The 23,569-nt window shown below is 70.7% G+C and carries 28 protein-coding genes and 1 pseudogene; 16 read left to right on the top strand and 13 right to left on the bottom strand.

Going from position 1 to position 23,569, the window contains the following annotated elements; translation table 11 throughout:
- Positions 1-86: 86 nt before the first annotated feature.
- The 9 genes and pseudogenes from E1294_RS12285 to E1294_RS55675 form a co-directional block, all read right to left on the bottom strand.
- On the bottom strand, positions 87-1,730 hold the full coding sequence (locus E1294_RS12285) for a thiamine pyrophosphate-binding protein (RefSeq protein ID WP_132507933.1): 1,644 nt from the start codon (positions 1,728-1,730) through the stop codon (positions 87-89).
- Positions 1,727-2,488, bottom strand: coding sequence for a cyclase family protein (locus E1294_RS12280; RefSeq protein WP_132507931.1), 762 nt, complete (start codon positions 2,486-2,488; stop codon positions 1,727-1,729). The genes E1294_RS12285 and E1294_RS12280 overlap by 4 nt, the downstream gene beginning before the upstream one ends.
- A gap of 66 nt (positions 2,489-2,554) precedes the next feature.
- On the bottom strand, positions 2,555-3,367 hold the full coding sequence (locus E1294_RS12275) for a carbohydrate ABC transporter permease (RefSeq protein WP_246082962.1): 813 nt from the start codon (positions 3,365-3,367) through the stop codon (positions 2,555-2,557).
- Positions 3,364-4,524, bottom strand: coding sequence for an extracellular solute-binding protein (locus tag E1294_RS57140; protein WP_281284425.1), 1,161 nt, complete (start codon positions 4,522-4,524; stop codon positions 3,364-3,366). The genes E1294_RS12275 and E1294_RS57140 overlap by 4 nt, the downstream gene beginning before the upstream one ends.
- Positions 4,525-4,591: 67 nt before the next feature.
- Positions 4,592-5,254: pseudogene (locus E1294_RS57985) on the bottom strand (ABC transporter substrate-binding protein); the annotation flags it as partial.
- Positions 5,251-6,066 carry a family 4 glycosyl hydrolase gene (locus tag E1294_RS54455; protein WP_220447692.1) on the bottom strand — a complete coding sequence of 272 codons (816 nt, stop codon included), beginning with the start codon at positions 6,064-6,066 and terminating at the stop codon, positions 5,251-5,253. The pseudogene E1294_RS57985 and the gene E1294_RS54455, both read right to left, overlap by 4 nt.
- Before the next feature lie 18 nt (positions 6,067-6,084).
- The gene (locus E1294_RS54450) at positions 6,085-6,387 is read right to left on the bottom strand and encodes a family 4 glycosyl hydrolase (protein ID WP_220447694.1); all 303 of its coding nucleotides are present in this window, start codon (positions 6,385-6,387) and stop codon (positions 6,085-6,087) included.
- A complete protein-coding gene (locus tag E1294_RS54445) occupies positions 6,303-6,539 on the bottom strand; it encodes a hypothetical protein (protein ID WP_220447691.1) in 237 nt (78 codons plus the stop codon). Before E1294_RS54445 ends, E1294_RS54450 begins: the two co-directional genes overlap by 85 nt.
- Positions 6,536-7,099 carry a carbohydrate kinase family protein gene (locus E1294_RS55675; protein ID WP_281284419.1) on the bottom strand — a complete coding sequence of 188 codons (564 nt, stop codon included), beginning with the start codon at positions 7,097-7,099 and terminating at the stop codon, positions 6,536-6,538. Before E1294_RS55675 ends, E1294_RS54445 begins: the two co-directional genes overlap by 4 nt.
- Before the next feature lie 28 nt (positions 7,100-7,127).
- Here E1294_RS55675 and E1294_RS57125 point away from each other — a divergent pair, with 28 nt between their 5' ends.
- The gene (locus E1294_RS57125) at positions 7,128-7,250 is read left to right on the top strand and encodes a hypothetical protein (RefSeq protein WP_281284418.1); all 123 of its coding nucleotides are present in this window, start codon (positions 7,128-7,130) and stop codon (positions 7,248-7,250) included.
- Between the two features lie 46 nt (positions 7,251-7,296).
- On the opposite strand, the gene E1294_RS12250 is transcribed toward E1294_RS57125, so the two are convergent.
- The 3 genes from E1294_RS12250 to E1294_RS12240 all read right to left on the bottom strand — a co-directional run bounded on the left by E1294_RS12250 (position 7,297) and on the right by E1294_RS12240 (position 9,560).
- Positions 7,297-8,031: an endo alpha-1,4 polygalactosaminidase gene (locus E1294_RS12250; RefSeq protein ID WP_281284424.1), complete on the bottom strand. Its 735-nt coding sequence runs from the start codon at positions 8,029-8,031 to the stop codon at positions 7,297-7,299.
- Between the two features lie 443 nt (positions 8,032-8,474).
- Positions 8,475-9,041, bottom strand: coding sequence for an Rv1352/Rv1906c domain-containing protein (locus E1294_RS12245; protein WP_132507925.1), 567 nt, complete (start codon positions 9,039-9,041; stop codon positions 8,475-8,477).
- Between the two features lie 90 nt (positions 9,042-9,131).
- Positions 9,132-9,560: a CBS domain-containing protein gene (locus E1294_RS12240; RefSeq protein ID WP_132507923.1), complete on the bottom strand. Its 429-nt coding sequence runs from the start codon at positions 9,558-9,560 to the stop codon at positions 9,132-9,134.
- 132 nt (positions 9,561-9,692) lie between these two features.
- On the opposite strand from E1294_RS12240, the gene E1294_RS12235 reads away from it, so the two are divergent.
- From E1294_RS12235 to E1294_RS52635, 12 genes are all read left to right on the top strand, one after another.
- The gene (locus E1294_RS12235) at positions 9,693-11,105 is read left to right on the top strand and encodes an aminopeptidase P family protein (protein ID WP_132507921.1); all 1,413 of its coding nucleotides are present in this window, start codon (positions 9,693-9,695) and stop codon (positions 11,103-11,105) included.
- 141 nt (positions 11,106-11,246) lie between these two features.
- Positions 11,247-12,038 carry an MlaE family ABC transporter permease gene (locus tag E1294_RS12230; protein ID WP_165977245.1) on the top strand — a complete coding sequence of 264 codons (792 nt, stop codon included), beginning with the start codon at positions 11,247-11,249 and terminating at the stop codon, positions 12,036-12,038.
- Positions 12,038-12,895 carry an ABC transporter permease gene (locus E1294_RS12225; protein ID WP_132507919.1) on the top strand — a complete coding sequence of 286 codons (858 nt, stop codon included), beginning with the start codon at positions 12,038-12,040 and terminating at the stop codon, positions 12,893-12,895. Before E1294_RS12230 ends, E1294_RS12225 begins: the two co-directional genes overlap by 1 nt.
- A 4-nt stretch (positions 12,896-12,899) precedes the next feature.
- Positions 12,900-13,919, top strand: a complete 1,020-nt coding sequence (locus tag E1294_RS12220; RefSeq protein ID WP_132507917.1) for an MCE family protein — start codon at positions 12,900-12,902, stop codon at positions 13,917-13,919.
- Positions 13,919-14,962: an MCE family protein gene (locus tag E1294_RS12215; protein WP_132507915.1), complete on the top strand. Its 1,044-nt coding sequence runs from the start codon at positions 13,919-13,921 to the stop codon at positions 14,960-14,962. The genes E1294_RS12220 and E1294_RS12215 overlap by 1 nt, the downstream gene beginning before the upstream one ends.
- A complete protein-coding gene (locus tag E1294_RS12210) occupies positions 14,962-15,987 on the top strand; it encodes an MlaD family protein (RefSeq protein ID WP_132507913.1) in 1,026 nt (341 codons plus the stop codon). The genes E1294_RS12215 and E1294_RS12210 overlap by 1 nt, the downstream gene beginning before the upstream one ends.
- Entirely contained in the window at positions 15,984-17,003 is a 1,020-nt protein-coding gene (locus E1294_RS12205; protein WP_132507911.1) for an MCE family protein, read from the top strand. The genes E1294_RS12210 and E1294_RS12205 overlap by 4 nt, the downstream gene beginning before the upstream one ends.
- Positions 17,000-18,013 (top strand): MCE family protein, encoded by a 1,014-nt coding sequence (locus E1294_RS12200; RefSeq protein WP_132507909.1) that lies wholly within the window; start codon positions 17,000-17,002, stop codon positions 18,011-18,013. The genes E1294_RS12205 and E1294_RS12200 overlap by 4 nt, the downstream gene beginning before the upstream one ends.
- Positions 18,010-19,452 (top strand): MlaD family protein, encoded by a 1,443-nt coding sequence (locus E1294_RS12195; RefSeq protein ID WP_132507907.1) that lies wholly within the window; start codon positions 18,010-18,012, stop codon positions 19,450-19,452. Before E1294_RS12200 ends, E1294_RS12195 begins: the two co-directional genes overlap by 4 nt.
- Positions 19,449-20,324 (top strand): hypothetical protein, encoded by an 876-nt coding sequence (locus tag E1294_RS12190; RefSeq protein WP_132507905.1) that lies wholly within the window; start codon positions 19,449-19,451, stop codon positions 20,322-20,324. The genes E1294_RS12195 and E1294_RS12190 overlap by 4 nt, the downstream gene beginning before the upstream one ends.
- Before the next feature lie 38 nt (positions 20,325-20,362).
- Entirely contained in the window at positions 20,363-20,962 is a 600-nt protein-coding gene (locus tag E1294_RS12185; RefSeq protein ID WP_246082961.1) for a 4'-phosphopantetheinyl transferase family protein, read from the top strand.
- Positions 20,940-21,116 carry a hypothetical protein gene (locus E1294_RS52635; RefSeq protein ID WP_165977244.1) on the top strand — a complete coding sequence of 59 codons (177 nt, stop codon included), beginning with the start codon at positions 20,940-20,942 and terminating at the stop codon, positions 21,114-21,116. Before E1294_RS12185 ends, E1294_RS52635 begins: the two co-directional genes overlap by 23 nt.
- Before the next feature lie 13 nt (positions 21,117-21,129).
- Here the strand turns inward: E1294_RS52635 and E1294_RS12180 are convergent, their stop codons facing one another.
- Positions 21,130-22,044: a cation diffusion facilitator family transporter gene (locus E1294_RS12180; protein WP_132507901.1), complete on the bottom strand. Its 915-nt coding sequence runs from the start codon at positions 22,042-22,044 to the stop codon at positions 21,130-21,132.
- A gap of 33 nt (positions 22,045-22,077) precedes the next feature.
- On the opposite strand from E1294_RS12180, the gene E1294_RS12175 reads away from it, so the two are divergent.
- The 3 genes from E1294_RS12175 to E1294_RS12165 form a co-directional block, all read left to right on the top strand.
- Positions 22,078-22,536, top strand: a complete 459-nt coding sequence (locus tag E1294_RS12175) for a MarR family winged helix-turn-helix transcriptional regulator (protein ID WP_181958489.1) — start codon at positions 22,078-22,080, stop codon at positions 22,534-22,536.
- 59 nt (positions 22,537-22,595) lie between these two features.
- Positions 22,596-23,246, top strand: a complete 651-nt coding sequence (locus E1294_RS12170) for an LppX_LprAFG lipoprotein (RefSeq protein WP_132507897.1) — start codon at positions 22,596-22,598, stop codon at positions 23,244-23,246.
- On the top strand, positions 23,243-23,569 hold a 327-nt coding region (locus E1294_RS12165; protein ID WP_132507895.1), incomplete at its 3' end, for an MFS transporter. The genes E1294_RS12170 and E1294_RS12165, both read left to right, overlap by 4 nt.

Below are 23,569 nucleotides of genomic sequence, written 5' to 3'. Positions count from 1 at the left end.
GCGGCAGGCGCCCGGACCGGCCTGCGTCCCTGACACCTGCCCGGCGGGGTGTCGCGTAAGAGACCCCGTGCGAAGGCGCATGGGGGTCAGTGGGTGGCGAAGGCATTCTCCAGCCACCAGGAGCCGTGGTCGCGGGTGATCTTGGCGTGTACCAGCAGCGGACGCTCCCGGGGACCTTTGAGCCAGGCGGCCACGCCCGCCAGGTCGGCCTGCTCGGTGACCGTGACCGCGTCGAGCCCGTGGCCCCTGGCGATAGCGGCGAAATCGGCGGGCGGGAAGGTGACCGTGCCGAGCGGGTGCCCGTGGGGGCCGAAGTGGTGGACCTCGGCGCCGTACGCCTCGTCGTCGTAGACCACGATCACCATGGGCAGGCCCAGCCGGACAGCGGTTTCGAGGTCGGCGAGGCCCATGAGGGCACCGCCGTCACCGAGCGCCGCCACCGGCAGCCGGTCGGGACGGGCCACGGCGGCGCCGATCGCGGTCGCGAGGCCCAGCCCGATCGACTGGAACGCCTGGGTGAAGCAGAACCCGAACTCGTCGGGGACATCCATCAACATCGAGGGGTATCCCATGAAATTTCCGGAATCGGGAGAGACGATCCGTTCGTGCGGCAGCAGGTCGTCCAGCCCGATAGTCAGCGTCCTCGGGTCGATCCGGCCGCCTGCGCTCTCGTCGGCGTACGGGACGTCCCGCCAGCGCCCCTCGGCCTGGATGCGCCGCCCGATCTCGGTCGAGCGGTAACCGCCGGCTTCGGCGACGCGGGCGGTCGCGGATCTCGCCACGGCGGCCACGTCGCCGACCACGCCGAGGTCGGTGGACGTGTACGCCGTGAAGACGTGCGGGTCGAGATCGACCTTCACCACCTTCGTCCCCGGCGAGATCAGGGCGCCGTGGCCGGTGGTCCACATGGTGAGCGCGCATCCCCATCCGACGACGAGGTCGGCTCCCCTGATCAGCTCGGTGGCGAGCGGGGTGGCGAAGCCGCCGCTCACGTCGAGGTCCCAGGGACTACCGCGGAACAGGCCCTTGGCCACCGCGGAGGTCGCCAGCAGCGCGCCCACCCGGCCGGCCAGCCCTTCCAGTTCGCCACGCGCGTGCCGGGCTCCGCGCCCCGCGATGAACACCGGCCGCCGGGCCGCCCCCAGCAGCCGCGCCAGCTCGTCGAACGCCTCGCCGCCCTCCGCTCGGTCCGCCGCCGCGGTGAGCGGCCGGACGGCGGGCTCGGCGTCCCCGGGTGAAGAGGGGTCGAAGGGGGCGGCCTGGACGGGGAGCGGCAGGTTCAGCAGGACCGTACGTCGCTCCTCCACGGCCACCCGGAAGGCCTCGGCGACCTGGGCCGCCGCGGCGCCCGCCGAGGTGACCCGCATCGGCACCGCCCCCACCGCCCTGGCCAGCGCGTCCTGGTCGACGTGGAAGTTGGAGTGCACGTCGGTGGCCTCCCCGGCGAGCACGATCAGCGGCGTGCGGCTCTTGGCCGCCTCGGCGACGCCGGTCATCGCGTTCGTCAGCCCCGGCCCCTGGTGCACCGACACCACCGGGACGCGCCCGCTCATGCGGGAGTAGGCGTCGGCCATGGTGGCGGCCCCGCCCTCGTGGCGGGCGGCGATGTAACGCACGCCGTGGGCCACGAGCGCGTTGGTGACGTGGAAGTTGCCGCTGCCGACCACCCCGAAGGCGGTCTCGACCCCGCGGGCGGCCAGGGCCCGGCCCACGGCCTCCGCGACGATCAACGTTCCACCAGGGCGAGCACGCGCACCGGGCTGCCGGAGCCGCCCACGATGGGCAGCGGCGGCGCGAGCACCACGGCGCCGGTCACGGGCAGGCGGTCGAGGTTGCGCAGCTGGGTGAGCCCGTATTTGCCGGCGCCGAGCAGGAAGGAGTGGCAGGGGAAGGGCGGGGTGAAGGAGTGGGCGGCGCCCGCGTCGGTGCCGACGGTCTCGACGCCGAGCCCGGCGATCGGCGTCTCGGCGGCCAGCCACTCGGCGCACTCCACGGAGATTCCGGGCGTGTGGGAGCCGTTCAGGAAGTCGTCCTGATCGCCGGAGCGGGTGTCCCAGCCGGTGCGGTAGAGCAGCCAGCCGCCGTCGGGCAGCGGGCCGTTGGCGCGCTCCCACTCCTTGACGTGGTCGATGCGCAGCAGGAAGTCGTGGTCTTTCGCCGCCTCGTCGGCGAAGTCGAGAACGACGGCGGGCGCGATCAGGTTGCGAGGGGGCACCTGGGAGACGTCCTCGCCGTCGCGCCCGGTGATCCAGTGGACGGGCGCGTCGAAGTGTGTCCCAGAGTGCTCGCCGGTGTGGATGTCATTCCAATACCAGGCGGGGCCGCGGTCGTCGTAGCGGCTGATCTCCTCGAGAGAGAACCGGATCGTGTTGCTGAACGGCTCGGGCAGTTGGAGGATCGGCGTGTCGGACGACAGGGGCGCGGTGAGGTCGACCACCTCGATCGCACCGCCGCGCACGCTGTCGACAAGGCTCTTCAACACCGACATGACTTCCTCCTTCGTGGGCTGTGCGCATCCTCCTACGCACGCCCTACCAGTGCAAACCTCTCACGTTCAGCCCTTGAGGCCGCTGAAGCTCATGGTGGCCACGAAGTGACGCTGCGCCAGCACGAAGGCGGCGACCAGCGGCAGCACGGCCACGACGTTGCCGGCCATGAGGGCCGACCACTCGGTGTGCCGGGCCCCGGAGAACGTGGCCAGGCCGAGCTGCAGCGTGTAGCTGTCCCCGGAGGAGATGGCGATGAGGGGCCACAGGAGGTCGTTCCAGGCCCCGAGCAGCGTGAACACGACGAGCGTGGCCAGCGCGGGACGCGCCAGCGGCAGCACCACCCGGAAGAACCCGCCGAGCCGGGAGCAGCCGTCGATGGTCGCCGCCTCCTCCAGTTCCTTGGGCAGCGACAGGAAGAACTGCCGCATGAGGAACACGCCGAACGCCGACGCCAGCCACGGGACGATGACCGCGCCGAGGGTGTCGATCAGCCCCATGTTCTTGAACAGCAGGAACGTGGGGATCATCAGCACCTGGGTGGGCACCATGATGGTCGCCATGAGAGCGCCGAAGGTGAGCCCCCGGCCGCGGAAGGCGATCCGGGCGAAGCCGTAGCCGGCCAGCGAGCAGAGCACCACGTGCCCGGCGACGGCCGCCACGGCCACGATCACCGTGTTGGCCAGCCAGAGCGGATAGTCGTCCTCGGTGAAGATGCGGGTGAACCCGGCCGTGGTGAAGTGCTCGGGCCAGAGTTTGGGCGGATAGGTGTTGATGTCGCTGTCCGGCATGAAGGCGGTCAGCACCATCCAGGCCAGCGGCGCCACGAACAGCAGCGCGGCCGGCATCAGGACCAGGTGGGCGAGGTGGCGCCGCTTCACCGTGCACTCCTCCACAGAACGGCGCCCGAGATCGCGAGCGTCACGAGGAAAAGGACGTAGGCGATGGCCGTGCCGTAGCCGGAGTGGAACAGCTGGAAGGCCTGCCGGTAGAGGTAGAACACGATCGTCGTGGTGGAGTCGAGCGGCTGGCCCTTCGTCGTGGTGTAGACGAGGTCGAACAGCTGCAGCGCGGTGATCGTCTGCCAGATCAGCAGGAAGACGGTCGCCGGGCGCAGCTGCGGCAGCACCACGTGGCGCAGCAGGTGCCGGCCCACGCCGCCGTCGACTTTGGCCGCCTCGACCAGCTCGCGCGGGATGTCCTGGAGCGCGGCGAGGTAGACCACGGCGGGCATCCCGACGCCGCCCCAGATCGAGATCAGGACGAGCGTGAGCATGGCCTGGTCCGGGTCCTGGAGGAACCCCATGGCGGGCAGGCCGATGGCCTTCAGCCCCGCGTTGACGATGCCGAAGTCGGGGTCGAACACGAAGTTCGCGAGGATGCCCGTGGCGGCGGCCGAGACGACGTAGGGGACGAAGAAGCAGGTGCGGTAGAAGCCGATGAGCGGGATCTTCAGGTTCAGCGCCAGCGCAAGCGCCAGCCCGAGCACCACCGAGCCGGGCACGAACAGCACCGTGCCGGCTTCGGTGGCGGCCGCGGTCAGCGCCTCCTGCGGGGGCGTGCCGCCGACGAGAGCCTCGCTGATCGCGTCGCCGACCTTCTCGGAGAACTCCGGGTACGCGGGCAGGTGCGGCCTGGCCTGCTTGGCGTTGTCGAGGTTCGCGGTGAACACGTCGATGTCGGGGATGTCCTTGATGAACTTCTCGTACGCCGGCAGCTCGGTCGTGGCCTTGCGGATCGGCAGGTTCCCCAGTCCGAGCGTCCACCGGGCGTCCTGCTCGGGCCGGGTGAGCCAGGTGAGGAAGTCGGTGGCGGCCTTGGCCCGGCGCGAGCCGTTGTCGAACACGACCCAGTTGTCCGGCCCGGCGATGGTCTCGTGGTTGCCGTTGTAGCCGGGCAGCACCTGGACGCCGTACTCGATCTTGTGGTCGATGATGTCGAGCAGCGCCCACGGACCGGCGATGATCATGCCGATCTTGCTGCTCTGGAACAGCGGCAGGAACTTCTCGCCGTTCTGGTCGAGATAGACGGGATCTATCCTGGCGGGCCATGGCGCTCCACAGGCCGAGCGCCTGCGCCGCCTGCGGGGTGTTGAACGCCGGCTTCCTGCCGTCGGGCGTCACGATGGCGCCGCCCCGCTGCCAGATCATCGGCCAGAACCGCCACACGGTGTCCTCGGTGCCGGTGACGGGGTACGCGGTGCCGTACACGCCGTCCTTGGTCAGCTTCTTGGCGGCGGCGCGGAAGTCCTCCCAGGTCCAGTCCTTGTCCGGGTACTCCAGCCCGGCCGCGTCGAAGAGCTTCTTGTTGTAGATGACGCCCAGGTTGTCGACCGCCGCGGGGACGCCGACGATCTTGCCGTTCACCTCGGACACGGCCCGCTCCGACGGCCAGAAGTCGTCCCAGCCGAACTCCGGCGCCTTCACGGTGGCGGTCAGGTCGTACACCTTGGGGTTCTTGGCCAGGTGCGGCATCCAGGTGCCGTACATGTACGCGATGTCGGGCGCCTTGCCGCCGGCCAGCACCGCCTGGACCTTCTGCAGCATGTCGTCCACGTTCGTGGTGCCGACCGCGGGAGTGATCTTCACGTCCGGGTGGGCCCTGTTGTAGTCGGCGGCCAACTCCTCGATGACCTTGGCCTGGGTCTCGACCTGGCCGTGCCACCAGGTGATCTCGACCGGCCCGCCGGCCTCGTCCGAGGAGGACGAGCCGCAGCCGGTCAGCAGCCCCGCGACGAGGAGCAGCGCCGCCGCGCCGTGAACCTTCATGACCGCCTCCTGAGCGATGCGGGGAGCAGGTCGCCGTGCGCCTCGAGGAGCGCCTCGCACAGGGCGTCGATCCGCTCGACGGTGAGGGAGGCGGCCGTGTTGGGGTCGGCCATCATGGCGTGCCGCACGTGGTCGCGACGGCCCTCGGTGACGGCGCGCACGGTGAGCTCGTTGACGTTGACGTAGGCGCGGTTGAGCGCGGCGCACTGGGCGGGCAGGTCGCCGACCGCGAGAGGCCGTACGCCGAGCGCGTCGGCGACGCACGGCACCTCGACCACGCAGTCCGCCGGCAGGTTGCCGACCAGGCCCCCGTTCTGGACGTTGCCGTAGACGGTCCGGGTGGTTCCGGTGGCGATGCTGTGGATGATCTGCGGGGCGTATTCCATGGTCCCCTCCACGGTGATCGGCCGGCCCGCTCTGAGCGCGTCGCGGGTGGCCTCGTACTGGCGCACGTTCTCCTCGCTGATGCCGACGTAGGCGCAGACGGGGATGCGCAGGCGCTCGATCTCGGCCTCGTCGCGCAGGTACCAGGGCACGTACTCGGCCGAGTGCTCGCTGGTCTCGGTCGGGTAGTAGCCGAGCCTGCGGTACATGTCCACACGCACCCGGCGCAGCAGCCCGGGGTCGCGGGCGATGGCGTCGTCCAGCCGCGGGTAGAGGTCCTCGCCGCCGGACTCGAAGCGCAACATCCACGCCTGGTGGTTGACGCCCGCCGCGAGGTACGACACCTCCTCGTACGGCACCCCGACGAGCTCGGCCAGGCCGTGGGCCGTCCAGTAGATGGAGTGGCACAGCCCGACCACGTTGCGCACGGGGGTGGCGGCGGCCAGCTACCACACGTTCATGGCCATCGGGTTGGTGTAGTTGAGCAGCCACGCGCCGGGGCAGACCTCGGCCATGGCCTGCCCGATCCGGTCCAGCGCGGGGAAGGTGCGCAGGGCGCGGAAGACGCCGCCCACGCCGATGGTGTCGGCGATGGTCTGGCGCAGGCCGTGGCGGGCGGGCACCTCGAAGTCGACGCGGGTGGCGTCGATCATGCCGACCTGGATCATGTTGATCGCGAAGTCGGCGCCTTCGAGCGCCCGCCGCAGGTCGAGGTGGGCGGTGATCGTGACGGGGCGGTCGGCCGCGATGACGCGGGCGGCGGCCTCGGCGGTGTCGAGCCGCTCGGGGTGGAGTCGTGCAGCGCCACCTCGAACTTCCCCAGGTCGGGGAAGGCGACCAGGTCCGCCAGCAGGCCCTGGGTGAACTCGACGCTGCCTGCGCCGAGAAAGACGATCTTCATAGTTGTTTCCACGTGGGTTGGGCGGCGGTGCCTCCGGCCGCCTGGGTCGACAGCGAGCCGCAGGTCACGGCCACGCGAAGGCATTCGGGCAGGCTCATCCCGCGCAGCCGCGCGGCGAGGAACCCGGCGTTGAAACTGTCGCCCGCGCCGACGGTGTCGACCGGCTCCACGGGCACGGCGGGCGCGCGGACCAGCCGTCCCCGCTCCCATGCCAGCGCGCCGTCGCCGCCGTCCTTGACGACCACGGCGGGCCCGAGCGCGCCCAGCCGCGCCGCGGCGGCCTCCACGCTCTCCGGACCCGTCCCGGACGGCCGGGCGGCGATGGACAGGGCGATGTTGACGGCCTCGGCGGCGTTCGGCAGGAACACGTCCACCTCGCCGAGCACGTCGCCGACGCCGTCCCACGCGCCCGCCGGGTCGTCGTTGGTGTCCAGGGAGGTGGTGGCGCCGGCCCGCCGCTCTCCCGCCAGGAAGCCGGGCAGACCGGCCGCCAGCGCCGGTTGCAGGAAATAGGACGACACGTGCACGTGGCCGGCCAGGCCGCGCGGCACGTCGTCCACGGTCAGGTCGGGCAGGCAGCCGGGTGAGGTGACGCAGGCCCAGCCTGGCCGCCCCGCACGCGGTGATCGCGCCGGACCCGCCGAGGACCAGGTCGCCGCCGGAGACGAGCTGCTCGCGCTGGCCGTACGCCAGCCCGCGCCGCGCCCCTGAGAGCACCACGTCGGGGTTGGCGTCACCCACGACCAGCAGGTCGAAGTCACGCGCCACGGCAGGGTACGCGGTAGGCGCCGAGCTCGTACTTCTTCTTGAGCGAGTTGAAGTCCTGAGCGTTGGACCGGGGGCAGAAGGCGGAGGGCGCCAGGTCGTACTCGACCTGGAACACCGCCTTGCCCGCCTTGACGAACTGGTCGTAGCCGTAGTCTCCGCCGTTCTGGGCGGTGGTGCACTCGGTGTACTGCCAGCACTCCTCGTTCACCGCGAAGTCGAAGTACGGCAGGAGTCGCGGGATCTGCGCCACGTCGTTCTTCAGCGCGACGGACACCCCCCGCTTGTGCGCCTCGTTGGCGAACCAGGCGTTGTAGGCCAGCTGGTCGGCCGCCCTGAGCGGGAAGCCGCTGTCGTTGCTGTACCCGTCGACGTTGTCGGGCTCCACCGCGTCGAATCCGGCGGCCTTGCGCATGTCGAGTCTGGTTTTCATGATCTCGCCGAGCGTGCTGGTGTACGCGCGGACGTCCAGCCACCGCTCGCCCTCCCACTCCTCAAGGGGCGAGCCGAGCACCTCCTCAGGGAAGCGCCCCGCGTCGGGGCGCCAGTCCTCGAACGTGCCGGCGCTGATGTAGCAGACGAGGCCGCGGTCCGGCCTGCCGGCCTTGAGCGACGCGACGATCGTGCCGTCCTCGGCGGCGTCGAAACCGTCGATGTCGAACATCTGCACGTTCGGATAGGGCTTGACGGGGAGTGAGGAGAGCTGCCACTGCCAGCTCGTCTTCAGCGCGGGCCGCCAGCACCCGTCGCACGACCGGCGCGGGAAGTCCGGTCGCGACCGCGGTCGCGGCCTGAGCCTGAGCCTGAGCCTGGGCCGATGCGGCGGCGGGCACTGCGGCGGCCAGGGGGGCGGGCACAGTGGCGTTCAGGGGGGCGTTCAGGAGGGCGTTCAGGGGGCCGAACAGAGGGACGGACAGTGCGGCCACCAGGGCGGCTGCGAGTTTCAGGGCGGGACGACGCATGGACACTCCTCGCGAACGACACAGTTCGGGACAAGTGGCGATGCGCGCTGTTCCGCACTCTCCGCTGCGTGTCCGGGCCAGGGACACCGGAGTGGCGTGGCCCATACCATAGGACGTCACGCCAGCACGCTCAGGCATGCCTCCCTTCTCTTGCCCGCCAGAATTGCGCGTTTCTGCTCTGTTGTCCAGACTTTGACGCACAAAAGCGTCATACGCGAGTCCACTCCGCGCATCCGCCGGTCTGGAATGCCTCGTCCGTGGCCTCGATGGTGACCGTGGCGGCACCGGCCGGCATGCCGGTCGCGATCACATCGCCGTCCGCGCTCCTCATGCGGGCCCAGTAACACATGCTGAACCCGGCCGCCGGCCCCGACGTTCTGTAGGTGCCCGGCTGGACGTCCTTGCCCACGACGAGTGTCCGCAGCGACGCGGGATTGCCGACCGGCGCGGTGCTCGCCCCGCCGGTCTGCGCGGGCCCGGTCTGCGCGGGCCCGGTCTGCGCGGGCCCAGTTTGCGTAGGCCCAGTTTGCGTAGGCCCGGTTTGCGAGGGAACGGGCTGAGAAGGAACGGTTTGCGAGGGAGCCGTCTCGGACGGCACGGGTTGCGAGGGAACGGGCTGCGACGGGGCCGTCTGGGTGGGCGCCGTGGAATCGGGCGCGCTCGTCACTTCGGTCGTCACCGTGATTCTGGGCGGGGGCGCCTCCGTCGACGTGCTCGCGCCGAACCCCACGAACACCCCCAGCAGGAACCCGAGGAGGGCGGCGAGCCCCGACACGAGCAGGATGATCGTCGGACTGCTCGTCGCCCGGGGATACTCAGGTGGAGGAGGAGGCCCGTACATCACGGACCAAGCGTCCCATCACTGTCAACGATGCAGATAGTCGACGAGCGACGCCTTCTCCGTCTCCAGCTCCTCGATCGCGCTCTTGACCACGTCGCCGATGCTGACGATGCCCACGAGCCGGCCGCCGTCGATCACGGGCATGTGCCGGACCCGCTCGGTGGTCATGGTGCGCCGCAGCGACTCGACGTTCTCGCCGGGGCCGACCGTGTGGACCTCGGCGGTCATGATCGCGGACACGGGGTCGTCCAGCACCGCGGCGCCACGGTCGTGGAGGCGGCGTACGACGTCGCGCTCCGACACGATGCCCTCGATGACGGCCCCGTCGCTGGAGACCACGACGGCCCCGATGTTGTGCTCGGCGAGCTTGGCGAGCAGCTCCCGCACGGTCGCCGCCGGGGTCACGGTCGTGACCTCACTGCCCTTGCCGCGAAGGATCGTCCCGATGAGCATCTGCATCACCTCTGCCCCTCAGTGTTCCAACCCCTGCGTCAAGGCAAACTGCCCCTTGAGGAAGGAGTCAAGCGCTCACGTAGGCTGCCTGCCATATACCACGTCCGGCACGAAGATCCAGGGGACCGCCGCATGACCGAGCCGCTCAACATCGGAAGCCACGACCTGCCCGTCACCGACGAGCTGGCCGCGTTCATGCGGACTGGCTGGGCGCCGGCCCGGCGGGACGACGTGCGCGCGCGGCCGATCGCGCCGTGGGCGGCCAAGCGCCGCGCCGCGCTGGCCGCGCGCTTCCCCGGCGAGCGGCTCGTGATCCCGTCGGGCACGCTCAAGGTGCGCAGCAACGACAGCGACTACCGGTTCAGGCCGCACAGCGCGTACTCCTACCTGACGGGCGCGGGAGAGTCGGACGACGTGCTGGTGATCGAGCCGTCCGGCGAGGCGGTCCTGTACGTCAGGCCGCGCGCGCCGCGCGAGGAGGGCCAGGAGTTCTACCGCGACCGCCGCTACGGCGAGTTCTGGGCCGGTCCCAGGCCGGACCTGGCGGAGGCCGAGGAGCTCTACCAGCTGCGCTGCGCGCACATCCGTGACCTGGACCTGGAGGGCCGACCGGCCAGGGTGCTGCGCGGCGTGGACGCCGCAGTGGACGCCGCAGTGGTCCGCTCAGGGGACGCGCGGGCGGCGCGCGGCGACGCCGAGCTGGAGTCCTTCCTGTCGGAGATGCGGCTGGTCAAGGACGAGTGGGAGCTGGGCGAGCTGCGGCACGCCGTGGACGCGACGGCACGCGGTTTCGAGGACGTGGTCCGCGCGCTGCCGCAGGCGCTCGGGCACCCGCGCGGTGAGCGTTACCTGGAGGGCGTGTTCGCGCTGCGAGCGCGTCTGGAGGGCAACGCGACCGGCTACGACAGCATCGTGGCCGCCGGGTCGCACGCCTGCGTGCTGCACTGGATCCGCAACGACGGCCGGCTGTCGCCCGGCGACCTGCTGCTGATGGACGCGGGCGTCGAGGCCGACACGCTTTACACCGCCGACGTCACCCGTACGTTCCCGTTGTCGGGACGCTTCAGCCCGATCCAGCGGCAGGCGTACGAGCTGGTGTACGAAGCGCAGACGGCGGCCACCGCCACGCTCAGGCCGGGGGCCCGCTTCCGTGACTTCCACCTGGCGGCCATGCGCGTCATCTGCGACGGCCTGCGCGACTGGGGCCTGCTGAAGGGCTCCACCGACTCCCTTCTGGAGAGCGGCCTCTACCGGCGCTACACGCTGTGCAGCAGCGGCCACATGCTCGGCCTCGACGTGCACGACTGCGCGCGGGCGCGGGCGGAGGTCTATCTGGACGGCGTGCTGGAGGAGGGCCACGTGCTCACCGTGGAGCCCGGCCTGTACTTCCAGCCCGACGATCTGACGCTGCCCGAGGAGCTGCGCGGCCTCGGCATCCGCATCGAGGACGACCTGGTCGTCACCGCCCGCGGCGCCACCCTCCTGTCCGGCGGGCTCCCCCGTCACCCGGACGAGATCGAGTCCTGGATGGCCACCCTGGCGTAACGGGCCGATCACGTTTCGTGCGGAGCTGACAAGGTGTGAGCTGCGTCTCATACCTTTTCCTCAAATTACCGCCAGAGCATCGACTGCTGGACAACCCGTCAGTAGGGTGACTGATCCGTAGGCGGCGGAGGTGGTCAGCTGATGGCCTTGTCCGGGTTCGTCGGACGTAGGGCCGGGTCGGTGCTCGGCCAGGTCGGTGACCTGTTCGTCATCGTCCTGGAGGGGTTGCGCCGCAGCTGGGACGTGCGCCGCTGGTGGTGGGAGTTCGTCGACCAGTGCTGGTTCCTGGCCCGTGTCACCAGCGTGCCCGTGCTGCTCGTCTCCCTGCCGCTCGGCGCGACCGTGGCGCTCCAGGTGGGCGAGCTGGCCTGGCAGCTGGGCGCGGGCTCGGCCACCGGCAGCGCGGTCTTCGTCGGCCTCATCCGCGAGGTGGCGCCGCTGGCCAGCGCGCTGCTGATCGCCGGGGCCGGAGGCAGCGCGATGGCGTCCGACATCGGCGCGCGCAACATCCGCGACGAGCTGAGCGCGATGGAGGTCATGTCGGTCAACCCGATCCACCGGCTGGTCACTCCGCGCATGTGGGCCGCCAGCACGATCGCGGTGTGCCTGTGCCCGCTGGTCATCCTGGCGGGCGCGAGCGGCGGCTACTTCTTCAACGTGATCGTCCAGGGCGTCACGCCGGGCGCGTACTTCGACGGCGCGCTGTCGCTGGTCGTCGCCTCCGACCTGTACGTCACCCTGTTCAAGGCGTGGATCTTCGGGTTCATCGCGGCGGCGGTCGCCTGCTACAAGGGCATGACCTGCGCGACCAGCCCGGTCGGCGTGGGCCGGGCGGTCAACCAGTCGACCGTGGTGACGTTCATGCTGGTGTTCACGTTCAACTACGTGATCTCCGCCGTCTATTTCCTGGCCTACCCGCCGAGGTCGCTCTGATGGCCATGACGCGCACGGCAGGTCTCAGGCTCGCCTTACGTGGCCGGGACATCGCCGAGCGGTTCGCGACGCTGGCCGACTGGCCGCTGTTCGTGTGGAAGGTGCTCTTCTACTCCGTACGCGACGTGGTGCTGCGGCTGAAGTACGCCAAGGTCGTCGTCAGGCAGGTCAGCGACGTCGTGGTCGGCGTCGGGGCGACGGTCATCGGCGGCGGCATGATCTTCGTGGTGTTCACGATGGCGTTCGTCGTGGGCGCGACCGTCGGCCTGCAGGGCTACCAGGGGCTGCAGGCGATCGGCGCCGAGTCGTTCATGGGCCTGGTGGGCTCCTTCGCCAACGTCCGCGAGATCACCCCGATCATCGCGGCCACGGCGCTGGCGGCGCAGGTGGGCTCGTCGTTCACGGCGGAGCTGGGCGCGATGCGCATCTCGGAGGAGATCGACGCGCTGGAGGTGATGGGCATCAACGCCTTCACCTACCTCGTCTGCACCCGCGTGGTGGCGGCGCTGCTGGCGCTGATGCCGATCTATCTCATCGCGTTGTTCGCCAGCTTCTTCGCCACCCGGCTGATGTGCACGGCCCTGTTCGGGCTGGCGCCCGGCGTCTACGACTACTACTTCTACCTGTACCTGCCGGTCAGCGACATCGTGTTCAGCGTCGCCAAGGTGGGCGTGTTCGCCTTCGCCGTCATCGTGATCCACTGCTTCTACGGCTTCCACGCCACCGGAGGGCCGGTGGGCGTGGGCGTGGCGGCGGGGCGCGCCATCCGCCAGTCGATCGTCACGATCGTGCTGCTCAACCTGCTGCTGTCGTACCTGTTCTGGGGCGGCGGGGGCAACATACCGCTGACGGGGTGAGCCGGTGCACCGATCCGAACTCTCCCTCCCCGCCCGGGCCGGCGTCGCGCTCGCCGTCCTCGTGGTGCTCGCCGCGGCCACGCTGTACGTCGTGCGCACCGCCACCGAGATCAGCGGCACCAGGATCGACGCCGTGTTCGCCCGGGCCGGGCAGGGCCTGGACACCAACTCCCCCGTCAAGATCCGTGGCATCACGGTCGGCGACGTAACGGGCGTGGCGCTCGACGCCAAGGGCGACGCCGTGGTGACCATGCACGTCGAGCCCGGCGTCAAGGTGCCCGCGTCCACGGTCGCCTCCGTCGAGCCGACGTCGGTGTTCGGCCCCAAGTACGTCAACCTCAAGCCCGGATCAGGCGAGACCACCGGCCCCTACCTGAGCAGCGGCGCGGTCATCACCGACACCGAGGGCCCGCTCGACCTGTCGGACACGCTCGGCGCCGCCTACCGCGGCCTGGACGCCGTCGACCCTCGCGAGGTCACGGTCATCGTGCACACCCTGGCCAAGGGCCTCGACGGGAAGGGTCAGCACCTGCGCGAGCTGATCGGCGACGCCGGCGACCTCGTCGGCGTCGCGCACCGGCACCGGGACAGGGCCAGGCGGTTCCTGCGCGACGGCGCCCTGCTCGGCACCACGCTGTCGGACAAGGGCGACGAGATCGTCGGGATCTCGTCCGACGTCAACGTGATCACCCCCGATCTGCTGGAGCGGGCCGACAAGGTGCGCGCGCTGCTGGGGGAGGTCACCTCGGTCAGCGGCCAGACCGCGCACGGGTTGGCCAAGCACCGGCGCAACCTGCGGGCCGGCGTACATTCCGGCGAGCGAGTCGCCGCGCTCATCTACGCCCAGCTCGGGCTGGCCGGCGACGGCGTGCGCGGCCTGAACCGGCTGGTCGACCTGCTCAACGAGCTGATCGAGGCGCCGGGCCCCGGCGGCACCCGCCAGCTCCAGGTGGAGGCGTTCGTCGCGACCGACGTCTGCGAGCTGATCGTCGGCCTCTGCGGTCCCACCGACGGGAGGCGCTGATGGAGCGCACCCGCCGCTGGTGGACGTTCGCCAGGTTCGTGCTCTTCGTCGGCCTGGCCGTGGCGCTGATCGTGGTGATCAGCGTGCAGATCGCGCGGGTGAGCACGGGCGGCGGCTACCGGCTCGTCGCCATGTTCGACGACGTGTCAGGGCTGGTCGAAGGCGACCAGGTCAAGATCGCCGGCGCGCCCGTCGGCCAGGTGGACACCATCAGGGTGGTCGACGGCCGGGCAGAGGTGACCATGGAGGTGCAGGACGCGGTCAGAGTGCCCGCCGACACCGAGGCCGCCGTCCGCTGGCGCAACGCCATCGGCCAGCGGGTGATCTACCTGCTGCCCGGCACCGCGCCCGGCATGCTGCCGCCCGGGTCGCGCATCGCCCGCACCTCCTCCCTCGTGGACATCGGCGAGCTGGTCAGCGATCTCGGCCCGCTCACCCGGAGCCTCGACCCCGACCAGATCAACCAGCTGCTCACCGCGGCCGCCAAGTCGCTCAAGGGCAACGACAAGAACATTCCGAGGCTGCTCGACAACGTCAACGCCATCACCACCACGGTCAACGCGCGCAAGAAGACCATCGAGCAGCTCCTGCGGGACTACGCCACCGTCACCGGCGTGGTCGCCAGGCGCGACAGGCAGCTCGAGCAGCTCGTCGACAACCTCGTCACGCTGACGGAGGCGTTCGCCGACAACCGCGAGCTCATCGACGACGCGCTGGTGGAGCTGTCGGCGACCATGCGCACCTCCAACGAGGTGCTCGGCAAGAACGCCGACGAGCTCGGCGCCCTGGTCGACAACCTGTCCGGCCTGACCGGCGGCATCAGGAGGAACGTGGACACCATCGGCAGGACGGTCAGCACGTTCCCGCCGCTGTTCACCCGCGCCCACTCCACCGTCGACCGCGGCCACTACTTCATCACCGCGGTCCCGTGCGTGGCGCTGGGGCCCGCGCCCTGCCCGTACCCGATGAAGGCGCCGCCGCCGCTGCGCAACACCAGGGTGCAGAGCACCAAGGACCTCCAGAAGCTCCTGGTGGGCGATTGATGGCGCTCAAGTCCTTCCGCGACCGCAACAAGATCGCCGTCGGCCTGGTGTCGGTGGCCACGCTCGCCACGCTGCTCGTCGCGACCTTCCTGGTCGGCAACCTGGGGCTGCTGGAGAGCGGCTACCACATGTCCGGCATCTTCGTGGACTCCGGCGGCGTGCGCACCGGCAACGACGTACGGGTCGCGGGCGTGCGCGTCGGCAAGGTCACCGAGGTGCGCCCCGACTACACGCGAGGTCACGTGGTCGTCACCTGGAAGGTCGACAACGACGTACGCCTCGGCCGCAGCACCCGCGCCGACATCGCGCTGTCCAATCTGCTCGGCGGCCGCTACGTCAAGCTCACCGGGCCTGTCTCGCCGCCGTACCTCGACCAGCTGCCCGAGGCCCAGCGGCGCGTCCCCGTGACGCGAACCGGCGTGCCCACCCTGATCAACGACGCCATCAACGACGCGACCCGGCTCGTCGAGCGGCTCGACACCGACGCCGTGGACGATCTGCTCACCGAGCTCGGCAAGATCGACACCTTCAAGCGCGGCCGCGTCACCCGGCTGCTCGAGAACGTCGGCGACCTGTCGGAGACCATCAGCAAGAGCGAGCCGCAGCTGCGCCGGCTGCTCGACAACGGCACGAAGATCATGAAGGTCATCGAGAAGAAGGACGAGCAGCTCGCCCGGCTCGTCGACGCCATCGAGGTCATGCTGGCCGAGCTGCGCCACCGCCGCGCCGAGCTGCGCACGCTCCTCGGCGACGGCAGCGACCTGGTACGCAGCACGACACGCCTGATCGACCGGCACGAGAAAAGCCTCGTGCAGGTCCTCGACGACAACGCGGCCATCACGACGAAGCTCGGCGACAGCAACAAGCAGCTCAACTCACTGCTGGCGTGGGCGGGCCCGACGTTCTCCGGCCTGTCCACGATGGGCGGCCAGGGCCCGTGGCTCGAGGCCATCGCCACGGGCCTCGGCCCCATCGACCCGGAGGTGCTCGCCGCCATCGCCAAGGGCAGGAGGGCCGCCCGATGACCCGGCTGGTCACGGCGCTGCTGGCCTGGGCGTTGCTGGCGTCGGGCTGCTCCGTGCTGGGCGCGGAGCCGTACCGGCTGGTGGCGATCTTCAGCAAGGCCCCCTCCCTCTACGAGGAGGCGCGGGTGAAGGTGATGGGGCTGGACGCCGGGTACGTCGACGACATCCGCATCGAGGGCGACCGCGTACGCGTCTCGCTCCGCGTCGACCGCCAGGTGCCGCTCCCCGCGGACGTGAAGGCCGTGGTCGCGCCGCAGAACACGCTCGGCGAGCGCAACGTCGTGCTCTATCCCCCCTGGAAGCCCGGCGACCGGCGGATCCAGCCGGGGACGACGATCCCGCTGAAGCGGACCGAGCTGCCGGTGGAGATCGACGACGCGCTCGACGCGTTCACCAAGCTGACCGACGCGCTGGACGACGAGAAACTCGGCGACGTGGCCGGCGACCTGGCCGACGGGGTGAGGGGACGCGGCAGGACCATCGGCGACGCCGTCTCCGACACCTCCAAGCTCACCGGCGTCCTGGCCGAGCAGGACGAGCAGCTCGTCGCCCTGGCCAAGGGGTTGAACCGGCTGGCCGCCGGCCTCAACAAACGGGAACGCCAGGTGACGGGCGCGATCGACTCCTTCGCCGAGGCGAGCGCGATCCTGGCGGAGGAGCGACGCCGGCTGCGCGGGTTCGTCTCCAGCATGGCCGGTTTCGTGCGCCGCGGCGACGTGATCATCGAGCAGTACGCGCAACGGCTCCCGCAGGCCGCGAGCACCCTGGCCGAGCTCGTCCTGACGGTCAGGGCCAACAGCGCGTCCGCGGCGCAGGCGGTCAAGGGCGCGGCCGACTTCGCCGACGTGATCATCGAGTCGTGGGACAGGAAACAACACGTGCTGAAGATCCGCGTCGTGCTCAACGCCCTGACCAGGGCGTGGCTGACGCCGCTGTTCGACTCGCTGAACCTGGGCGACGTGCCGTGCCTGCCCGCCGGGCTGAGCAACTGCCCCTACCAGAGGAGGCCGCGATGAGGGCGGGCGCGCCGGCCGGGCTGCTCGTGCTGGCGCTCACGACGTCGTCGTGCTCACTGCAGACGCTCGGCGCGACCACCGGCGACCTGACGCTGCACGCCGTCTTCGACGACGTGCAGAGCCTCGTGGCGGGGCACAGCGTGCAGATCTCCGACGTACGGGTGGGGACCGTCACCGGCATCCGGCTGCAGGGCTACCGGGCCAGGGTGACCATGTCGATCAAGTCGGAGCACCGGCTGCCGGAGGGCAGCACGGCCACCGTCGCCAAGACGTCCGTGCTGGGCGAGAACTACGTGCTGCTCGCCCCGCCCAAGGGCAAGAACCTCTCCGCGGGGCCGTACCTGAAGAGCGGCGCCACCATCGCCGACACCTCGGTCGAGCCGGACATCGAGCAGGTCACCGCCAAGGCCGGACCGCTCATCGAGGCGCTCGGCGCGCAGGACGTGAACGCCATCCTGGACGCGGCCTCGACCGCGTTCGCCGGGCAGGGCGACGACGTCAACAAGCTGATCAAGCAGACGGCCGAGGTCACCGACGCCTACGCCGCCGCCCGCCGCGACCTGGGCACCAGCATCGACGCCCTGGCCGAGCTGGGCGACGACCTCGCCAAGGGCAGCACAGAGCTGGACCGGCTGCCGGGCACCCTCGCCTCGGCCACCACGCGCATCGCGCACGGGCGCAAGCACGTGAAGAAGGCCATCGTCGCGCTGACCAGACTGGCCAAGGAGGCCAACCTCACCGTCTACCCGCGGCACGCCGCGCGGCTGCGCACGCTGCTGCGGGAGCTGGCGGCCATCTCCTCGGCGATGCAGCGAGGCGGGGAGGACCTGAAGGCGCTGGTGGCCGAGCTGCGGAAGTTCATCGACGCCCCGCCGATCACGGTGAACGGGCAGGTGCTGATCTACCTGTGGCTCAAGGGTGTGCTGCTGCCCCAGCGGCGCGACGCCGACCGGCCGGCGCTGCCGAACAGGATCGAGGACTTCCGCCTGCTCCTGGAGCCGCCGCGATGAGCAAACGGATCTATCTGAACCTGGGGTTCTTCGTCGTGCTCGGCGTCGTCATGACGGTGTGGGCGTTCAGCACGATCATCCGGCTCGACGCGATCGAGCGGCCGTACCGGGTGTCGGCCGAGTTCGTCTCGTCGCCCGGTCTCGTCCGCGGGTTCGACGTGGCCTACCTGGGCGTCCGGGTCGGCAAGATCGGCGACGTGCGGCTGGCGCCCGGCAAGATCGTCGTCGGGCTCGACATCGACCGGGAGATCCGGCTGCCGAAGGGCGTCTCGGCCGAGGTGCGGCGCAGGTCCGCCATCGGGGAGCCGTACGTGGAGCTCTCGCCGCCCGCCACCGGAGCGGGCGGCCCGCCGCTCGCGGCCGGTGACACGATCACGCTGGCCAAGACGTCGGTGCCGCTCGACTACAAGAAGTTGTTCGAGGGCGTCGGCAAGCTGCTCAACGCGGTGCCCCCCGAGGACGCCAAGGCGATCACCCACGAGCTGGCCGTCGCCCTCGACGGCCGGGCGCCGGCGATCAGGCGCATCATCGACGACGCCCACACCCTGACCGGCACCCTCGCCGACAACACCGAGGTGCTCGACGAGCTGGCGGTGCAGCTCACCCGGCTCACCCACACGCTGGCCGGCAAGCGGGGCGAGCTCGCCTCCGGCATCACCGACCTCAGCACGGTGACGGCCACCCTGCGCGCCTCCCGCGCCGACCTGAACACCTTCCTCGACCGGGGGCCGGGCGTGTTCGCGCAGCTCGACGAGGCCGTCCGGCGGTCGAGGCCGGGGTTCTCGTGCCTGCTGACCGCGGCGGGCCTGCCGCACAAGCCGGTCTTCTCCCCCGAGACCGAACGCAACGTGCACCACCTCCTGAGCGTCATGCCAACCGCGTTGAGCCTGGCCGACGACATCAGCGACCGGCGCGGCGACACCGTGTACGGCAGGGCGTCGTTCATCTTCAGCGTCCCTGGCGGGCCGCAGCCCGCCGAGGAGTACGCGCGGGCGGCCGGGCCGCCCACCGTGCCGAAGCTGCGCGCCTGCCCGGACCGCGATCCCGTCTCCGACGCCTCCGAGGACGGCGCCCGCGCCGGCCGCGACCGGTCCGAGGGAGATCGCCAGGACACCGCCGGGCGATCCGACGGCTCGGCCCGGCGGGACAGCGGTGGCCGGCCGGACGGCACCGCACGACCGGACGGCACCGCACGGCCAGACAGCACCGCACCGCCGGGCTCCGGACGACCGGACGCCGGGGACACCATCAGGCCGGGCAGGAGCCCGCAGCCCGCACCATCGTCCAGTGACGTGGCCGCCACCGGCGCCGCGTCCCCTGACCCGCCGACCACCGCCCCCCTGATCGCCGCGATTTTCCTCGCCGTAGTGGCCTTTGGTGGCATGGTGGGCTGGATCGCCGCGGGTCGGGCCGCCCGCCGCCGTGAGGAGTCACGATGACCACCGAGCAGGACCTCTCCGCAGCCCCCCGCACCGACGAGGCCCGTCCGGAGACCCCACTCGCCGACACCCCGCCTCCGAGCACCACACCGGCCAAGGCCGCGCCACCCAAAGCCGCACCACCCGAGACCGTGACACCCGAGGCCGTGACTCCTGAGGCCGTGACTCCTGAGGCCGCACCACCCGAGGCCGTGACTCCGGTGGACGGCGAGCCCGCCCCGAGGGGCACCGCGGAAGCCGGAGACGGCGAACCTGAGGCTCAGGAGCAGGTGGAGGCGGATGACGGCGGGCGGCGGGACGTCGCCGTGGCCGGGCGCTTCTCCAGGGCTCGTGTGTTGTGGACGTTGGCGGCCATGGTGGTGGCCGCGATCGCCGCCACGGCCGTCCTGCAAGGCATCTCCGCCGCCCAGGCCCGCGACGCCCGCGCCGCGCTCGAGACCGAGCGGTCGCTGCGCCTGGAGGTGTCGGGAGCCGCGGGCGCGTTCAGCAAGGCCCTGCTCAGCTACGACTACCAGAACCTGCAGACCACCCGCTCCACCCTGGCCGCCCAGGCCACGGGCGACTTCCTGAGCACCTACGACGCGGCGTTCGGCGGCGCGATGGCGCAGGTCATCGTCAAGCTCAAGGCGACCTCGCAGGCCACGGTGCGCAAGGTCTACCTCGCCGACGTGGACGAGACCACCGCGCACGCCATCGTGGTCGTCGATCAGCAAGTGAACACCTCGGAAGCGATCCGCTCGGTCAAGGACTCGCACCTTAAGATCTCTCTTGTGAAGGAGAAGGGGACCTGGAAGATCCACGACGTGACCGTGCTCGGCGCGTCCTCGGAGGACCAGTACACCCTCGACGGCGACGAGAAGAAGAAGGACTGACGATCGGCCCCTTAGCGATGGGCGGCCGCCCCGACGAGGTGCGAGCCCCAGATGACTGGCTGACCGAGGTGGAACGCGAGCGGGCGGCGCGGTTCAGGTTCGAGGCCGACCGTGACTGCTTCGTCGCCGCGCACCTCCTCGTGCGCGTCTGCGCCGCCGCCGTGCTCGGCGTCGAACCGCACGAGCTGACACTGCTGCAGCACTGCCATCTGCACGGCCCCGGACACGGCAGACCCTCCATCGAGCAGGCCCCCGAGCTGGGGGTCAGCTTCAGCCACACCCGCGGTTACGTGTGCGCGGCCGCCGGGCCGGGCAAGGTCGGCGTGGACGCCGAGCACGTGCCGCCGGGCCCGCTGGACACGTTGCTGGCCGACCGGGTGCTCAACCCGCGCGAGCGCTCGCTGGTCACCGGCAACGACGAGCTGATCAGGCACTGGACGCGGAAGGAGGCGCTGATCAAGCGCGGCGAGCTGACCATGGACAAACTGCGCGCCTGCGACGACGACCTGTCGGGCCGGCATCTGCTGGAGTGGAGCGTCGGGCCGGACATCAGGGTGGCGGTCATCACGGACACCCCCGCGAGGAGGGTGCCTCTCCCCGAAGAGAATCGATCCCATGTTCTACCGCAAGTCCCTTGAGGAGCGCATTGCCGACCGCATGGCGCAGCGCAGGCCCCTCGAAGAGGGCAAGACCTTCGAGCACGGACCGGCCAAGTTCGTGTTCGTGTCGCTCATCGTCGCGGTCGTGCTGATGCACGTCGTCGGAGTCGCGATCGTCATGGCGTTCACCTGAGCGGCGCGCAACCTCAGCGGCGGGTCGGGGTCGGGTCGAGGAAGACGTGCTTGACCCCGGGGATCTGGGCTCGCAGCCGGCGGTCCACCTCCTCGCAGGCCCGCTCCACGCCCGCGGCGCTCCACTCGTCCCTGAAATCGATCTTCGCGGCGACCAGGATCTCCCCCGGGCCGATCATCATCGTCAGCAGCTCGACCACGTCCTCCACCTCCGGCTGCGCCAGCAGCACCGCGCGGATGCCGGTCTCGGTCCGCTGGGTCGCGGCCTGGCCGATGAGCAGCGACATGTTCGCCTGGATCAGGGTGAGCGCGACGACCAGCAGGAGCAGGCCGATCACGACCGACGCCGCGCCGTCCCATAGAGCCGAGCCGGTGAGCTGCGAGGCGACCAGCCCGGTGGCCGCGACCAGCAGTCCGCACAACGCGGCCGCGTCCTCGAACAACACGGCCTTCAACGCGGTGTCGGACGTCATGCGCGCCAGGCGTAGCATGCCGACCCGGTGCCGCGCGGCCTCGGCGCGCAACTGCGTGAGCCCCCGCGCGAACGAGATGCCCTCGAACACGAACGAGGCCGCCAGCACGATGTACGCCGGGGTGAGGTTCGCCAGGTCCTCGCCGTGACCGATCTCGTGCAGGCCGTTCGTGATGGAGAACCCGGCCCCGCCCACCAGGGTCGTGACCGCGGCCATCAGCGCCCAGACGAAGCCCGCCTTGCCGTGCCCGAACGGATGCCGCCGGTCGGCGGGCCTGCCCGCACGGCGCACCGCCACCAGCAACAGCAGCTCGGTCACCGTGTCGGCGGCCGAGTGCGCCGCCTCCGACAGCATGGCCGCCGAGCCGCCCACCAGGCCCGCGACGAGTTTCGCCAGGGCGATGGCGAGGTTGGCCGCGGCTGCCACGAGCACGGTCCGCAGGCTCTCCCCCTTCATGGTGTACGACTTTAGGTGCGCTAGATTGGGATCATGAGCGCGCCTCGCTGGCTTTCTCCCGCCGAGCAGCGTGCCTGGCGCACGCACCTGGCGCTGCACAAGCTGCTCATGCACCGGCTCGACCGCGAGCTCCAGGAGTTCTCGCTCTCGGTCAACGACTACGAGATCCTGGTCGACCTCTCCGAGAGCCCCGGCCGGCGCATGCGCATGAGCGACCTGGCCGACGCGACGATCCAGTCACGCAGCCGGCTGTCGCACCAGATCTCCCGCATGGAGGCCAAGGGCCTGGTCACGAGGGAAGACTGTCACGACGATCGCCGGGGCACGTTCGCGGTGCTGACCGACGAAGGGTGGGAGACGATCCAGCGGGTGGCGCCGTTCCACGTGGCCAGCGTGCGCGAGCACTTCGTCGACCGGCTCACCGACGATCAGCTCGAAACGATCGAGGCGGCTTACGCGCCGATCGTGGAGCAGCTGAAGAAGCTGCGCTGACACCCAACCGATATCGGCGAGGGTGCGCGCACCTCCGTACCGCTCGCTACGATCCGCTCATGCTCAGAAAGCTACTGATCGTGGCCGTGCTGGCGCTGGCGGCGGCGTGCTCGTCCGGCGGTGACGCCGGCGAGCTGCCCGCGGGGCCCGAGCTGATGACGAAGGCCTCCGAGGCCATGAAGGCCGTCAAGTCGGCCACCTTCTCGATCGCGACCGAGGGCGAGCCGAAGGTGCCGGTCAAGAAGGCCGACGGCAGGCTCACCGCCGCTGGAGACGCCGACGGCACGATCACGCTTGACGTGCTGGGCACCCTGCAGGAGGTCAGCTTCGCCCTGGTCGGGGAGACCGTGCACTTCAAGGGCCCGACGGGTGGCTTCCAGAAGATGACCCGGCAGCAGCTGGCGCAGTTCTACGACCCTTCGGTGATCCTCGAGCCGACCAAGGGCATCGCCCAGTTGCTCGCCTCGGCCACGGATCCGAAGGTGGAAGGTGTGGAAAACGGCGCCTACCGCGTCGCCACGACGTTCCCCGGGCAGGTCGTCGGCCAGATCGTCCCCGGCGTCACGCAGGGCGTCACCGGCAAGGTCTGGCTCGACCAGGCGTCCAGCCGGCTCACCAGGGCCAGCCTGCCGTTGCAGGGCGGCACGGTGACGGTGTCGTTCAGCGACTACGACGCGCCGGTCACGATCACCCCGCCCGCTGCGAAATGAGGCGCGCCCGCCGGGTCGTGCTCGGCGCGGGCGGCGCGGTGGTGCTGCTGGCCGCGCTCGACGCGTACGTCGTGGTGACGGTCCTGATCGACATCGCCGAGGACGTCGGCATCCCGCTGAACCACCTGGAGCGGGCCACGCCGATCGTGACGGGTTTCCTGCTGGGATACGTCGCCGCGATGCCGCTGCTCGGCCGGCTCTCCGACCGCTACGGCCGGCGGCCGCTCATCCACGCGTGCCTGGCGGCCTTCGCCCTCGGCTCAGTGCTGACGGCGCTGGCGACCGGGGAGATCATGGTGGTGACCGGGCGCGCCGTCCAGGGG

It is taken from the genome of Nonomuraea diastatica (genome assembly GCF_004349015.1).
Taxonomy (GTDB): Bacteria; Actinomycetota; Actinomycetes; order Streptosporangiales; family Streptosporangiaceae; genus Nonomuraea; species Nonomuraea diastatica.
The sequence above is the reverse complement of the archived record's forward strand: the minus strand, read 5'-3'. Positions and strand labels throughout refer to the sequence as shown.

Excerpts from the sequence above, each read along its gene's own strand:
- E1294_RS54445 (WP_220447691.1), bottom strand. The coding sequence starts at position 6,539 with ATGAAGATCGTCTTTCTCGGCGCAGGCAGCGTCGAGTTCACCCAGGGC.
- E1294_RS12205 (WP_132507911.1), top strand. The coding sequence starts at position 15,984 with ATGACCCGGCTGGTCACGGCGCTGCTGGCCTGGGCGTTGCTGGCGTCG.
- E1294_RS12225 (WP_132507919.1), top strand. The coding sequence starts at position 12,038 with ATGGCCATGACGCGCACGGCAGGTCTCAGGCTCGCCTTACGTGGCCGG.
- E1294_RS12280 (WP_132507931.1), bottom strand. The coding sequence starts at position 2,488 with ATGTCGGTGTTGAAGAGCCTTGTCGACAGCGTGCGCGGCGGTGCGATC.
- E1294_RS12230 (WP_165977245.1), top strand. The coding sequence starts at position 11,247 with ATGGCCTTGTCCGGGTTCGTCGGACGTAGGGCCGGGTCGGTGCTCGGC.
- E1294_RS12190 (WP_132507905.1), top strand. The coding sequence starts at position 19,449 with ATGACCACCGAGCAGGACCTCTCCGCAGCCCCCCGCACCGACGAGGCC.
- E1294_RS12180 (WP_132507901.1), bottom strand. The coding sequence starts at position 22,044 with ATGAAGGGGGAGAGCCTGCGGACCGTGCTCGTGGCAGCCGCGGCCAAC.
- E1294_RS12210 (WP_132507913.1), top strand. The coding sequence starts at position 14,962 with ATGGCGCTCAAGTCCTTCCGCGACCGCAACAAGATCGCCGTCGGCCTG.
- E1294_RS12195 (WP_132507907.1), top strand. The coding sequence starts at position 18,010 with ATGAGCAAACGGATCTATCTGAACCTGGGGTTCTTCGTCGTGCTCGGC.
- E1294_RS52635 (WP_165977244.1), top strand. The coding sequence starts at position 20,940 with ATGTTCTACCGCAAGTCCCTTGAGGAGCGCATTGCCGACCGCATGGCG.
- E1294_RS12170 (WP_132507897.1), top strand. The coding sequence starts at position 22,596 with ATGCTCAGAAAGCTACTGATCGTGGCCGTGCTGGCGCTGGCGGCGGCG.
- E1294_RS12235 (WP_132507921.1), top strand. The coding sequence starts at position 9,693 with ATGACCGAGCCGCTCAACATCGGAAGCCACGACCTGCCCGTCACCGAC.
- E1294_RS12215 (WP_132507915.1), top strand. The coding sequence starts at position 13,919 with ATGGAGCGCACCCGCCGCTGGTGGACGTTCGCCAGGTTCGTGCTCTTC.
- E1294_RS12175 (WP_181958489.1), top strand. The coding sequence starts at position 22,078 with ATGAGCGCGCCTCGCTGGCTTTCTCCCGCCGAGCAGCGTGCCTGGCGC.
- E1294_RS12200 (WP_132507909.1), top strand. The coding sequence starts at position 17,000 with ATGAGGGCGGGCGCGCCGGCCGGGCTGCTCGTGCTGGCGCTCACGACG.
- E1294_RS12240 (WP_132507923.1), bottom strand. The coding sequence starts at position 9,560 with ATGCTCATCGGGACGATCCTTCGCGGCAAGGGCAGTGAGGTCACGACC.